Origin of the sequence: Streptomyces sp. NPDC020379 (genome assembly GCF_044387105.1) — a bacterium.
GTDB lineage: Bacteria > Actinomycetota > Actinomycetes > Streptomycetales > Streptomycetaceae > Streptomyces.
In genome coordinates this window covers 1-12,487 of record NZ_JBIRVR010000045.1, presented here as the reverse complement: position 1 = coordinate 12,487, position 12,487 = coordinate 1, and the positions used below count along the sequence as shown (strand labels likewise).

Genomic DNA, 12,487 nt, shown 5'->3' with positions numbered 1-12,487 from the left:
CACCGCGCCGTCGTCACCGACCCCGCCTTCACCGCCGACCCCTTCCACGTCCACACCCGCTGGATCGAAACCGAGTTCGTCAACGAGATCCCGCCGTTCGCCGGCGCGGCCGGTGAGGACGAGGAGGAGGCCGCGGGCCGCGAGACGGTCGTGGTCGAGGTCGGCGGCAAGCGGCTGGAGGTCTCCCTGCCGTCGTCACTGGGCATGACCATCGCCCGCACGGCCGCCGCGGGCGGCGCCAAGCCGAAGCGGCGGGCGGCGAAGAAGGCCGGCTCCGCGGCCTCGGGTGACGCTCTCGCGTCCCCCATGCAGGGCACGATCGTCAAGGTCGCGGTCGAGGAGGGCCAGGAGGTCGCCGAGGGCGATCTGATCGTGGTCCTCGAGGCGATGAAGATGGAACAGCCGCTGAACGCGCACCGCGCGGGAACGGTGAAGGGCATCACGGCGGAGGTCGGGGCGTCGGTCTCCTCCGGAGCGGTCATCTGCGAGATCAAGGACTGACGAGGGAGTGAGCCCGTCGTAGGAGCGGTTGCGCCTGCGGCGGGCTTTTTCCCCGGCCCCGCCCCTTCCCGGCTGCGTCTGATGTGCGGCTCCGCCGCTGCGCCCCAGACCTCGCAACACGGCTTCGCCGCGTTGTCCTCGAACTTCCCCGGCTACCGCTGGGGGAGTTCGAGGACGCGGCCGCAGGCCGCTCCCGCCGCAGGCGGCGACGAAGCCCGCACCCGAAGAGCAACAGCACGCACCCCACCCGCCCCCGCGAAGCGAGTGGCATTGTTGTACGCCGCGGGGACCCCCAAGGGAGGCGGCAATGACCACGGAGACCACACACGCGCCACGCCCCATGCGCGCGGACGCCCGGCGGAACTACGAGCGGCTGCTCGCGGAGGCGCGTACCGCCTTCACCGCGCACGGCACGGACGCCTCGCTCGAGGACATCGCGCGCCGGGCAGGCGTCGGGATCGGGACGCTCTACCGTCACTTCCCCAACCGCACCGCCCTGATGAGCGCCGTCTTCCAGGGCGAGGTCGACGCCCTGCTGGCCCGGTCGCGGGAGCTGCTGGCCTCGCCGGAGCCCTGCCGGGCGCTCGTGGAGTGGCTGCGGACCATCGTGGCGCACGCCAGCACCTACCGGGGGCTCTCGCGCGCCCTGATGGCCGCGCAGAGCGACGAGGGGTCCGCGATGTCGCGGTGCAGCCTGCCCATGCGGGAGGCGGGCAGCGAGCTGCTCGCCCGCGCGCAGGGGGCGGTGCGGGCGGACGTCGGCATCGTGGATCTGATGCAGCTGACGAACGCGATCTCCCTGGCCGTCGAGCAGTCGCCGGACGACCCGGAGCTGGCGGACCGGCTGTTGATGCTCACGCTCACCGGTCTGAAGGCACCCGCGACGGCCGGACGGGACGGCGGGCACGACGGCCCGTCCGGCGCCTGAGGGGTTCGCGTCAGCGCCGCCGGGGCGCCAGGTCCGCCACCCGCGCCGTCGCCTGGTCGCCCAGGGAGACGGCGCTGCGCAGCTGGGGACCCGGCGGCCCCCCCTGCCCGGACCCGGGCGGCTGTCCGGGTCCCATCGGGTGCGTACGCCGCTGTCCCGGCAGGGGGACGTCACGGCGGCGGCCGGGCGGCGCGGCCTCGCCCCCGCCGGGGACGGCCGCCGGCCCCGAGCCCGACCCCGCGCCGGGCCCCGCGACCGAGATGTGGACGCCCTGGTCGGCGAGCGCCTGGAGCTCCGTGGCGGCCCGTTCGTCGTGCCCCGGGGGCGCGTCCGTCACCAGCCGCGTGATCACATCGGTGGGCACCGTCTGGAACATCGTGTCGGTGCCCAGCTTGGTGTGGTCCGCCAGCACCACCACTTCCGCCGCCGCCTGCACCAGCGCCCGGTCCACGCTCGCGGAGAGCATGTTGGACGTGGACAGGCCGCGCTCGGCGGTCAGCCCGCTGCCGGACAGGAACGCTCTGGACACCCGCAGCCCGTGCAGCGACTGCTCGGCCCCGCTGCCCACCAGGGCGTAGTTGGAGCCGCGCAGCGTGCCGCCGGTCATGACGACCTCGACCCGGTTGGCGTGGGCCAGCGCCTGCGCGACGAGCAGGGAGTTGGTGACCACGGTCAGACCCGGCACGCGCGCGAGCCGGCGGGCCAGCTCCTGCGTGGTCGTGCCGGCGCCGACGACTACCGCTTCGCCCTCTTCGACAAAGCTCGCCGCGAGATCGGCGATGGCCGTCTTCTCCGCGGTCGCTAGATGGGATTTCTGCGGGAAGCCGGATTCCCTGGTGAAACCGCCCGGCAACACCGCACCGCCGTGCCGGCGGTCGAGAAGTCCTTCTGCCTCCAATGCCCGCACGTCCCGCCGTACGGTCACTTCGGAGGTCTGGACGACGCGGGCGAGCTCCCGGAGCGAAACCGCTCCGTTGGCGCGCACCATTTCGAGGATCAATTGACGACGTTCTGCAGCGAACACGAAACCGACAGTAACGCCAACGACCATCCGTTTTCAGCAGGTTGCAGAATTTTACGGAAGTTGTCCGCTGCGGAACGTATGGCGTGGTATAGGGAACGCCCGGCTCCGCTAGCTCTCGCGCGGCGCCTTCCTCGCGTGCAGTTGCCGGGCGACCTCGGCGAGGGAGCCGGACAGCGAGGGGTAGACGGTGAACGCGTTGGCGATCTGCTCCACGGTCAGGTTGTTGTCGACCGCGATCGAAATGGGGTGAATCAGCTCGCTCGCGCGCGGTGCGACCACCACTCCGCCGACCACGATGCCCGTACCGGGACGGCAGAACATCTTCACGAAACCGTCGCGAATTCCCTGCATCTTCGCCCGCGGATTCCGCAGCAGCGGCAGCTTCACCATGCGGGCGTCAATCTTGCCGCTGTCGACATCGGCCTGCGTATAGCCGACCGTCGCAATCTCCGGATCCGTAAATACGTTCGCGGATACAGCCTTGAGATTGAGCGGCGCCACCGCGTCGCCCAGGAAGTGGTACATCGCGATGCGGCCCTGCATCGCCGCCACCGAGGCGAGCGCCAGCACGCCGGTGCAGTCACCGGCCGCGTAGACGCCCGGCGCGCTCGTGCGCGAGACCCGGTCCGTCCAGATGTGGCCGGAGTCCTTGAGCCGGACGCCGGACTCCTCCAGGCCGATCCCGGCCGTGTTGGGGATCGAGCCGACCGCCATCAGGCAGTGCGTGCCGGTGATGACCCGGCCGTCGGCCAGCGTCACCTCGACACGGTCGCCCACGCGCTTCGCCGACTGCGCCCGGGAGCGGGCCATCACGTTCATCCCGCGCCGCCGGAAGACGTCCTCCAGCACCGCGGCCGCGTCGGGGTCCTCGCCCGGCAGCACGCGGTCGCGCGACGACACCAGCGTGACCTTGGAACCCAGCGCCTGATAGGCGCCCGCGAACTCCGCGCCGGTGACACCGGAGCCGACCACGATGAGCTCCTCGGGGAGCTCGTCCAGGTCGTAGACCTGCGTCCAGTTGAGGATCCGCTCGCCGTCCGGGAGCGCGTCCGGGATCTCCCGCGGGTGCGCGCCCGTGGCGATCAGCACGGCGTCCGCGACCAGCGTCTCCTCGGTGCCGTCGGCGGCCCGCACGACGACCTTGCGCGAGCCGTCCGGGGCCTGGTTGGGCTCCAGCCGCCCGCGGCCGCGCAGCACGCGCGCGCCCGCCCGGGTGACGGACGCGGTGATGTCGTGCGACTGCGCCAGGGCGAGCCGCTTCACCCGGCGGTTGACCTTGCCCAGGTCCACCCCCACGACCCGGGCGGTCTGCTCCAGGGGCGGCGTGTCGTCGGCGACGATGATCCCCAGCTCCTCGTACGAGGAGTCGAAGGTCGTCATCACCTCTGCCGTCGCAATGAGCGTCTTCGAAGGCACGCAGTCGGTGAGCACCGACGCCCCGCCCAGACCGTCGCAGTCGACGACGGTCACCTCCGCGCCGAGCTGCGCGGCGACGAGCGCCGCCTCATAGCCGCCGGGTCCGCCACCGATGATCACGATCCGAGTCACGTACTCCATTGTCCCGTACCCGTCGAAGCGACTTCTCCCGGGGCCTCCCCCGTCGGATCCGTACGCAAATCCCTACGTACATCCCTACGGGCATCCGTGCGACGACCGGCAGGAGGTTCCGGACGAACCTCCCTTCGAGACTGCCACCCCAAATGCCGTTCCGCCTCACTCCCGTACTCTCGGAGCCATGTCGCTCTACGCCGCGTACGCCGGCAACCTCGACGCGCGGCTGATGTCCCGCCGCGCACCCCACTCGCCCCTGCGCGGCACGGGCTGGCTCGCCGACTGGCGACTGACGTTCGGCGGCGAGCAGCTGGGCTGGGAGGGGGCGCTGGCGACCGTCGTCGAGGCGCCGCGCTCCCAGGTCTTCGTCGCGCTCTACGACATCGCTCCGATGGACGAGGACTCGATGGACCGTTGGGAGGGTGTCGGCCTCGACATCTACCGCAGGATGAGGGTCCGCGTGCACACTCTGGACGGCGAGGAGCCCGCCTGGGTCTACGTCCTCAACGGCTACGAGGGCGGGCTGCCCTCCGCGCGCTACCTCGGCGAGATCGCCGACGCGGCCGAGTCGGCCGGGGCGCCGCACGACTATGTGATGGAGCTCCGCAAGCGGCCCTGCTGACGCCCCTCCGAGGCGTTGCTGATTCTTATGACGAATCCGTCTCGTCATAAGACACAAAGCAACAATCGGAACACCGTCACCAGCGACATCTACGCGCGTAGGCGAATAGCGGCTACCCTCGTCCGCGTGAACGCATCAGTTACTCCGGACATCCAGGTCGACCCGTACGCCGCGGCCGACGCCGCCGCCTCCCGCCTGCGCGAGCTCACGGGCGCCGAGACCCACGACGTCGCCCTGGTCATGGGCTCCGGCTGGGTACCCGCCACCGAAGCTCTCGGCACCCCCGAGATCGAGTTCCCGGTCACCGAGCTCCCCGGCTTCCCGCCGCCCGCCGTCGCCGGCCACGCGGGCACCATCCGCTCGTACAAGGTCAACGACAAGCGCGTCCTGGTCTTCCTGGGCCGCACGCACTTCTACGAGGGCCGCGGTGTCGCCTCCGTCGCGCACGGCGTCCGCACCGCCGTCGCCGCCGGCTGCAAGACCATCGTCCTCACCAACGGCTGCGGCGGCCTCCGCGAGGGCATGCGCCCCGGTCAGCCGGTGCTGATCAGCGACCACATCAACCTCACGGCGACCTCGCCGATCGTCGGCGCGAACTTCGTCGACCTCACCGACCTCTACTCGCCGCGGCTGCGCGCCCTCTGCCAGGAGGTCGACCCGACGCTCGAAGAGGGCGTCTACGTCCAGTTCCCCGGCCCGCACTACGAGACTCCCGCGGAGATCAAGATGATCCGCACCCTCGGTGCGGACCTGGTCGGCATGTCCACCACCCTCGAGGCCATCGCCGCCCGTGAGGCCGGCGCCGAGGTCCTCGGCATCTCCCTGGTCACCAACCTGGCCGCGGGCATGACGGGTGAGCCGCTGAACCACGAAGAGGTGCTCCAGGCCGGGCGCGACTCGGCTACGGCCATGGGTGCGCTGCTGGCTTCGGTGCTCGACCGGCTGTAGTCCCGGTACGTCGGGCTGTAGTCCCGGTACGTCCGGCTGTGGGCACGTCCTTCGGACGTGTCCTCAAGCGCCGGACGGGCTGGGTTGTGGTGGGTGCCGGGGGTGGGACCTCCGGGCTGGGGACCTGGAACGCGGTGCGGTGCGGGTCATGCGTATTGCGTGCCGTGATGACGCACCGCGTTCCAGAACCCCACCCTCCAGCCCCACCCCCTCCCACCGGAGAGCACGTGCGGGACGTATCCGCTTCAGGGTTCGCCTTCAGCCCGCTGGGGGCACCTCCCAGCGTTAGCTGGGGGAGATTGAGGACAACGCGCGAAGCGGGTTGCGGGATCTGGGGGCTTGCCCCCCACGCGGCGGCACATCAGACGCAGCCGGGGAGGGCGGGGCTGCTGGGGAACCGAGCCCGCCGCAGGCGCTACCCGCCACACCCTGTGATTTATGAGCCCTACGTCAGGGCAACGATGCAACACCCGGTGACGGACTCCGCAGAGCGCAGCGGCCCCGTCCCCAGACACTCGACCACTCCGGAGGAGAAACCGTGGAGCGAGACCTCATCGCGCGAGCCAAGTCGTGGCTGGCCGAGGACCCCGACCCCGACACCCGTGACGAGCTCGCCCGGCTCCTCGACGCCGGGGACACCGCCGAGCTGAGCATCCGCTTCGGCGGCACGCTGCAGTTCGGTACGGCGGGTCTCCGCGGTGAGCTGGGCGCCGGTCCCATGCGTATGAACCGCGCCGTCGTGATCCGCGCGGCCGCCGGTCTCGCCGCGTACCTCAAGAAGCAGGGCCACGTCGGCGGCACCGTCGTCATCGGCTACGACGCCCGGCACAAGAGCGCCGACTTCGCCCTGGACACCGCGGCCGTGATGGTCGGCGCGGGCCTGAAGGCCGCGCTGCTCCCGCGCCCGCTGCCGACCCCCGTGCTCGCCTTCGCGATCCGCCATCTGGGCGCGGTCGCGGGCGTCGAGGTGACCGCCAGCCACAACCCGCCGCGTGACAACGGCTACAAGGTCTACCTCGGCGACGGCTCCCAGATCGTGCCCCCGGCCGACGCGGAGATCGCCGCCGAGATCGCCGCGGTCGCGAGCCTGGACGACGTGCCCCGCCCCTCGGCCGGCTGGGAGACCCTCCGCGACACGATCGTGCAGGCGTACCTGGAGCGTACGGACGCGGTCCTGACCAATGGTTCCGCCCGGGACGTGCGCGTCGTCTACACGCCCATGCACGGCGTCGGCCGCACCGTCCTGACCGCCGCCTTCGAGCGGGCCGGTTTCCCCGCGCCGACGGTCGTCGCCGAGCAGGCCGAGCCCGACCCGGACTTCCCGACCGTCTCCTTCCCGAACCCGGAGGAGCCGGGCGCGATGGACCTGGCGTTCGCGACGGCCCGCGAGGCCCAGCCGGACATCGTCATCGCCAACGACCCCGACGCCGACCGCTGCGCCGTCGCCGTGCCGGACCCCGAGTCCGCCGAGGGCTGGCGCATGCTGCGCGGCGACGAGGTCGGCGCGCTGCTGGCCACGCACCTGGTGCACAAGAAGGCGCAGGGCACGTTCGCGACCACGATCGTCTCCTCGTCCCTCCTCTCCCGCATCGCGGCCGCCGCCCCCGGCGCCGCCTATGAGGAGACCCTCACCGGCTTCAAGTGGCTGGCCCGCGTGGACGGCCTGCGGTACGCGTACGAGGAGGCGCTGGGCTACTGCGTCGACCCCGAGGGCGTACGCGACAAGGACGGCATCACCGCCGCCCTGCTCGTCGCCGAGCTGGCCGCCGAGCTCAAGGAGTCGGGCCGTACGCTCACCGACCTGCTGGACGACCTCGCGGTCGAGCACGGCCTGCACGCCACGGACCAGCTCTCGGTGCGCGTCGAGGACCTCTCCCTGATCTCCGACGCGATGCGCCGCCTGCGCGAGCAGCCGCCCGCGCTGCTGGCCGGCCTCCAGGTGACCTCCGCCGAGGACCTGGCCAAGGGCTCCGAGGCGCTCCCGCCGACGGACGGCCTGCGGTACCACCTCGCCGGTGACGGCTCCGGTACGGTCTCCGGCGCGCGCGTCATCGTCCGCCCCTCGGGCACGGAACCGAAGATCAAGTGCTACCTGGAGGTCGTCGTCCCGGTCGCGTCGGCGATCGCCCTCACGGAAGCCCGGGCGCGGGCGACGGATGTCCTGACCGCGATCAAGAAGGACCTGTCGCAGGCGGCGGGTATCTGACCACGGGCTGCCCGCCGCGGCCGCTCTGCCGCGGCGGGGTTGTTCCCCACACTCCGCCCCTTCCCGGCTGCGTCTGATGTGCGGCTCCGCCGCGTGGGGGCGAGCCCCCAGACCCCCGGCGGTGGGTGGGTGGCGCCTCCCGAAACTGGGGCGCGCGTGCCCCAGACCCCCGGCTACCGGCCCGTTGCCTCCCCCAGAATCCGTCCGGGGGCGCCCCCAGAGGTGCCCCCAACGGGCTGAATACGAACCCTGAAGCGGACACGTCCCGCACGTGCCCTCCGGTGGGAGGGGGTGGGGCTGGAGGGTGGGGTTCTGGAACGCGGTGCGACGTCACGGCACTCAGAACGCAAAAGGGCACCCGCACCGCGTTCCAGGTCCCCAGCCCGGAAGACCCACCCCCGGCACCCACCACAACCCAGCCCGGCCGGCGCTTGAGGCCACCCGAACCCCAGCCACAACGCACCCGCACCCGCACCAAACAACGGCGAACCCCGAACAACCTCAGCCCAGAATCAAAAGCACAACCAGAAACACAACCCCCACCCCCAGAGGCCCCAACACCTCATAAGCCCACCGCACCGACACCGCGCCCCCAGCCCCCGCATGGCGCCCCGCCAACTCCCGGATTTCCCCGACCACCTGATCCGCCGAAGGCGAAGCGGAAGCCGATGCCGATGCCGACGCCGAAGCCGACGTCAGCGAAAAGACACCACCCCCGCCCCCACCCCCCCGCCGCGCCGCAGCCTTCCGCTTGCGCAGCGACACCGGAATGGACCAGAGCTGATACTTCGCGCCCCCGGCGAAGAGCTCGCTCGAGTACCCGGCCCGCACATCCTCGACGCACCCCCACGGCACGGTGATCGTCCGGAACGGGTTCCGCACCAGCAGCCGCTTCTCGCCCGCCCACACCGCGGGCCGCAGCGTGAAGGCGACGATCAGCGGTACGACGCAGAGCAGTACGGCGAGGGCGAACCACGGCGTGCGCCCGGAGCCGCGGAGGACGGCGTCGCCGCCCAGCCAGGCGGCGAGGAGGAGCAGCAGCACGCCGCCGGCGATCCCGGCGGGCGAGCGGTAGCACCGGTCGGCGTGCGAGGTCTGCGGGGCGGAGGAGTCGTCCGGGCTCGTCATGCGGCGATTGTGCACCACACGTCCCGAGGGGGGACGGCGGGAGCGTCGCGAATCGGGATCCACCACAGGGGGGTGACACGCGCTACGCGCGTAGATATGCTCATCTGGTGACCATGCCCACCACAGTTCCCGCACACGGCAACGACGCCGCGGGGCGGCTGAAGGAGCTGGCGGACGTGACCGCCTCCGACAGCACGCTGCGCCGCTTCCTGCACGGCCTCCCGGGCGTCGACGCGGTCGGGCTGGAGGCCCGCGCCGCCTCGCTCGGCACCCGCTCGATCAAGACGACGGCGAAGGCGTACGCCATCGACCTGGCGATCTCGATGATCGACCTGACGACGCTGGAAGGCGCAGACACCCCGGGCAAGGTCCGGGCGCTCGCCACCAAGGCCGTCCACCCCGACCCGACCGACCGTACGACGCCCACGACCGCCGCGGTCTGCGTCTATCCGGACATGGTGGCGACCGCCAAGGCCGCCCTGAAGGGCACGGACGTCAAGGTCGCGTCCGTCGCCACCGCCTTCCCCGCCGGCCGCGCCGCGCTGCCGGTGAAGCTGGCCGACACCCGGGACGCCATCGCGGCCGGGGCGGACGAGATCGACATGGTGATCGACCGCGGGGCGTTCCTCGCGGGGCGGTACATGGACGTCTTCGAGGAGATCCGCGCCGTCCGGGCGGAGTGCGGCGACAAGGCCCGCCTCAAGGTCATCTTCGAGACCGGCGAGCTGTCGACGTACGACAACATCCGGCGCGCGTCCTGGATCGGGATGCTGGCCGGGGCCGACTTCATCAAGACGTCGACCGGCAAGGTCGCGGTGAACGCGACCCCGGCGAACACCCTGCTGATGCTGGAGGCCGTGCGCGACTTCCGGGCGCAGACGGGCGTCCAGGTCGGTGTGAAGCCGGCCGGTGGCATCCGCACCACCAAGGACGCGATCAAGTTCCTGGTCCTGGTCAACGAGACCGTGGGCGAGGAGTGGCTGGACAACACCTGGTTCCGCTTCGGTGCCTCCAGCCTGCTGAACGACCTGCTGATGCAGCGGCAGAAGCTGAGCACCGGGCGCTACTCCGGTCCCGACTACGTCACGGTGGACTGATCATGTCTTTCACTTACGCACCGGCCCTCGAGTCGCGGGCGGTCGTCGACATCGCCCCGTCCTACGGCCTGTTCATCGACGGTGAGTTCACCGAGGCCACCGGCGGCAAGGTCTTCAAGACGGTCAGCCCCTCCTCCGAGGAGGTGCTGTCCGAGGTCGCGCAGGGGTCCGCGGAGGACGTGGACCGCGCGGTGAAGGCGGCCCGCAAGGCGTTCGAGAAGTGGTCGGCGCTGCCCGGCGCGGAGCGCGCGAAGTACCTCTTCCGCATCGCCCGGATCATCCAGGAGCGCTCGCGCGAGCTGGCCGTCCTGGAGACCCTGGACAACGGCAAGCCGATCAAGGAGACCCGCGACGCGGACCTCCCGCTGGTCGCCGCGCACTTCTTCTACTACGCGGGCTGGGCCGACAAGCTCGACCACGCGGGCTACGGCGCGAACCCCCGCCCGCTGGGCGTCGCGGGCCAGGTCATCCCGTGGAACTTCCCGCTGCTGATGCTGGCGTGGAAGATCGCCCCGGCGCTGGCGACGGGCAACACCGTCGTCCTGAAGCCGGCCGAGACGACCCCGCTGTCGGCGCTGTTCTTCGCGGACATCTGCCGTCAGGCCGGGCTGCCGAAGGGCGTCGTCAACATCGTCACCGGTGACGGCACCACGGGTGCGGCGCTGGTGGCCCACGAGGACGTGAACAAGGTCGCGTTCACCGGCTCCACGGCGGTCGGCAAGGCCATCGCCCGCACGGTCGCCGGGTCGGACAAGAAGCTCACGCTGGAGCTGGGCGGCAAGGGCGCCAACATCGTCTTCGACGACGCACCCGTCGACCAGGCCGTCGAGGGCATCGTCCAGGGCATCTTCTTCAACCAGGGCCAGGTCTGCTGCGCGGGCTCCCGCCTGCTGGTCCAGGAGTCGGTCCAGGACGAGCTGCTGGACGCCCTCAAGCGCCGTCTGTCGACGCTGCGCCTGGGCGACCCGCTGGACAAGAACACCGACATCGGCGCGATCAACTCCGCCGAGCAGCTGGCCCGGATCACCGAGCTGGCCGACAGCGGCGAGGCCGAGGGCGCCGAGCGCTGGGCCCCGGCCTGCGAGCTGCCGTCCGCGGGTTACTGGTTCGCGCCGACGCTGTTCACCAACGTCACCCAGGCCCACCGGATCGCCCGCGAGGAGATCTTCGGCCCGGTGCTCTCGGTGCTGTCCTTCCGCACCCCGGCCGAGGCGGTCGCCAAGGCGAACAACTCGCAGTACGGCCTCTCCGCCGGCATCTGGACGGAGAAGGGCTCGCGGATGCTGGCCGTCGCGAGCAAGCTGCGCGCGGGTGTCGTCTGGGCCAACACGTTCAACAAGTTCGACCCGACCTCGCCGTTCGGCGGCTTCAAGGAGTCGGGCTTCGGCCGCGAGGGCGGCCGTCACGGTCTGGAGGCGTACCTCGATGTCTAAAGAGTCCATCAGCAGCTCCGCTGCGGGCCGACTGGGTGTCTTCAAGACCTACAAGCTGTTCGTCGGGGGCAAGTTCCCCCGGTCCGAGAGCGGACGGGTGTACGAGGTGACCGACTCCAAGGGCAACTGGCTCGCCAACGCCCCGCAGTCCTCCCGCAAGGACGCCCGGGACGCGGTCGTCGCGGCCCGTAAGGCGTTCGGCGCCTGGTCCGGCGCGACCGCGTACAACCGCGGCCAGGTCCTCTACCGCGTCGCCGAGATGCTGGAGGGCCGCAAGGACCAGTTCGTCCGCGAGGTGGCCGAGGCCGAGGGCCTGTCCAAGGCGAAGGCCGCCGCGGTCGTCGACGCCGCGATCGACCGCTGGGTCTGGTACGCGGGCTGGACCGACAAGATCGGCCAGATCACCGGTGCCGCCAACCCGGTCGCCGGCCCGTATTTCAACGTCTCCGCCACGGAGCCGACCGGCGTCGTCGCCGTGCTCGCCCCGCAGGAGTCGTCGTTCCTCGGCCTGGTCTCGGTGATCGCCCCGGCGATCGCCACCGGCAACACGGTCGTGGTCGTGGCCTCCGAGCGGGCGCCGCTGCCCGCGCTGTCCCTGGGCGAGGTGCTGGCGACGTCCGACGTCCCCGGCGGTGTCGTCAACGTCCTTTCGGGCCGTACGGCGGAGATCACGCCCTCGCTGGCCGCGCACCAGGACGTCAACGCGATCGACCTCGCGGGCGCGGACGCCGGGCTCGCGAAGGAGCTGGAGATCGCGGCGGCGGACAACCTCAAGCGCGTGCTCCGTCCACAGGCTGTGGACTGGGCCGCCGCGCCGGGCCTCGACCGGATGACGGCTTTCCTGGAGACGCGCACGGTCTGGCACCCGACGGGTTCGCTGGGCGCGGGCGGCTCGTCGTACTGACGCCGTACGGCCGGAGGGGCGGGGGGGGGGGGGGGGCCCGCCCCCCCCCCCCCCCCCCCCCCCCCCCCCGCCCGGGCCCCCGCCCCCCCCCCCCCCGCCCCCCCCCCCCGCCCCCCCCCCCCCCCCCGCAAAAACACCCGCCCAG

General features: G+C 71.7%; 11 protein-coding genes. 8 read left to right on the top strand and 3 right to left on the bottom strand.

The window, feature by feature from the left end; translation table 11 throughout:
* Positions 1 to 501, top strand: a 501-nt coding sequence (locus tag ACH427_RS32110) for an acetyl-CoA carboxylase biotin carboxyl carrier protein subunit (protein WP_398875318.1), incomplete at its 5' end; no start/stop codon positions are given.
* A 307-nt stretch (positions 502 to 808) separates the two neighbouring features.
* Positions 809 to 1,429, top strand: coding sequence for a TetR/AcrR family transcriptional regulator (locus tag ACH427_RS32105; RefSeq protein ID WP_398875316.1), 621 nt, complete (start codon positions 809 to 811; stop codon positions 1,427 to 1,429).
* A gap of 10 nt (positions 1,430 to 1,439) precedes the next feature.
* Here the strand turns inward: ACH427_RS32105 and ACH427_RS32100 are convergent, their stop codons facing one another.
* Complete coding sequence (locus tag ACH427_RS32100) at positions 1,440 to 2,480, bottom strand: DeoR/GlpR family DNA-binding transcription regulator (RefSeq protein ID WP_398875314.1); 1,041 nt, start codon at positions 2,478 to 2,480, stop codon at positions 1,440 to 1,442.
* An 81-nt stretch (positions 2,481 to 2,561) separates the two neighbouring features.
* Entirely contained in the window at positions 2,562 to 4,010 is a 1,449-nt protein-coding gene (locus ACH427_RS32095; RefSeq protein WP_398875312.1) for an NAD(P)H-quinone dehydrogenase, read from the bottom strand.
* A 178-nt stretch (positions 4,011 to 4,188) separates the two neighbouring features.
* Here ACH427_RS32095 and ACH427_RS32090 point away from each other — a divergent pair, with 178 nt between their 5' ends.
* From ACH427_RS32090 to ACH427_RS32080, 3 genes are all read left to right on the top strand, one after another.
* A complete protein-coding gene (locus tag ACH427_RS32090; protein WP_116213584.1) occupies positions 4,189 to 4,626 on the top strand; it encodes a gamma-glutamylcyclotransferase in 438 nt (145 codons plus the stop codon).
* A 126-nt stretch (positions 4,627 to 4,752) separates the two neighbouring features.
* Positions 4,753 to 5,574 carry a purine-nucleoside phosphorylase gene (locus ACH427_RS32085; RefSeq protein ID WP_398875310.1) on the top strand — a complete coding sequence of 274 codons (822 nt, stop codon included), beginning with the start codon at positions 4,753 to 4,755 and terminating at the stop codon, positions 5,572 to 5,574.
* Between the two features lie 538 nt (positions 5,575 to 6,112).
* Positions 6,113 to 7,780 carry a phospho-sugar mutase gene (locus ACH427_RS32080; protein ID WP_398875308.1) on the top strand — a complete coding sequence of 556 codons (1,668 nt, stop codon included), beginning with the start codon at positions 6,113 to 6,115 and terminating at the stop codon, positions 7,778 to 7,780.
* Between the two features lie 501 nt (positions 7,781 to 8,281).
* On the opposite strand, the gene ACH427_RS32075 is transcribed toward ACH427_RS32080, so the two are convergent.
* Positions 8,282 to 8,908, bottom strand: coding sequence for a PH domain-containing protein (locus ACH427_RS32075; protein WP_398875306.1), 627 nt, complete (start codon positions 8,906 to 8,908; stop codon positions 8,282 to 8,284).
* Between the two features lie 113 nt (positions 8,909 to 9,021).
* Between ACH427_RS32075 and deoC the strand changes: the two genes are divergently transcribed.
* From deoC to ACH427_RS32060, 3 genes are read left to right on the top strand one after another with little or no spacing between them, the layout of a single operon-like run.
* The gene (gene deoC / locus ACH427_RS32070) at positions 9,022 to 10,005 is read left to right on the top strand and encodes a deoxyribose-phosphate aldolase (RefSeq protein WP_398875320.1); all 984 of its coding nucleotides are present in this window, start codon (positions 9,022 to 9,024) and stop codon (positions 10,003 to 10,005) included.
* A gap of 2 nt (positions 10,006 to 10,007) precedes the next feature.
* Complete coding sequence (locus ACH427_RS32065; RefSeq protein ID WP_398875304.1) at positions 10,008 to 11,438, top strand: aldehyde dehydrogenase family protein; 1,431 nt, start codon at positions 10,008 to 10,010, stop codon at positions 11,436 to 11,438.
* Positions 11,431 to 12,342, top strand: a complete 912-nt coding sequence (locus ACH427_RS32060) for an aldehyde dehydrogenase family protein (protein WP_398875302.1) — start codon at positions 11,431 to 11,433, stop codon at positions 12,340 to 12,342. The genes ACH427_RS32065 and ACH427_RS32060 overlap by 8 nt, the downstream gene beginning before the upstream one ends.
* Positions 12,343 to 12,487 lie beyond the last annotated feature (145 nt).

Coding starts and splice junctions, on each gene's coding strand:
- deoC (WP_398875320.1), top strand. CDS start 9,022: ATGCCCACCACAGTTCCCGCACACGGCAACGACGCCGCGGGGCGGCTG.
- ACH427_RS32060 (WP_398875302.1), top strand. CDS start 11,431: ATGTCTAAAGAGTCCATCAGCAGCTCCGCTGCGGGCCGACTGGGTGTC.
- ACH427_RS32100 (WP_398875314.1), bottom strand. CDS start 2,480: ATGGTCGTTGGCGTTACTGTCGGTTTCGTGTTCGCTGCAGAACGTCGT.
- ACH427_RS32105 (WP_398875316.1), top strand. CDS start 809: ATGACCACGGAGACCACACACGCGCCACGCCCCATGCGCGCGGACGCC.
- ACH427_RS32065 (WP_398875304.1), top strand. CDS start 10,008: ATGTCTTTCACTTACGCACCGGCCCTCGAGTCGCGGGCGGTCGTCGAC.
- ACH427_RS32075 (WP_398875306.1), bottom strand. CDS start 8,908: ATGACGAGCCCGGACGACTCCTCCGCCCCGCAGACCTCGCACGCCGAC.
- ACH427_RS32090 (WP_116213584.1), top strand. CDS start 4,189: ATGTCGCTCTACGCCGCGTACGCCGGCAACCTCGACGCGCGGCTGATG.
- ACH427_RS32095 (WP_398875312.1), bottom strand. CDS start 4,010: ATGGAGTACGTGACTCGGATCGTGATCATCGGTGGCGGACCCGGCGGC.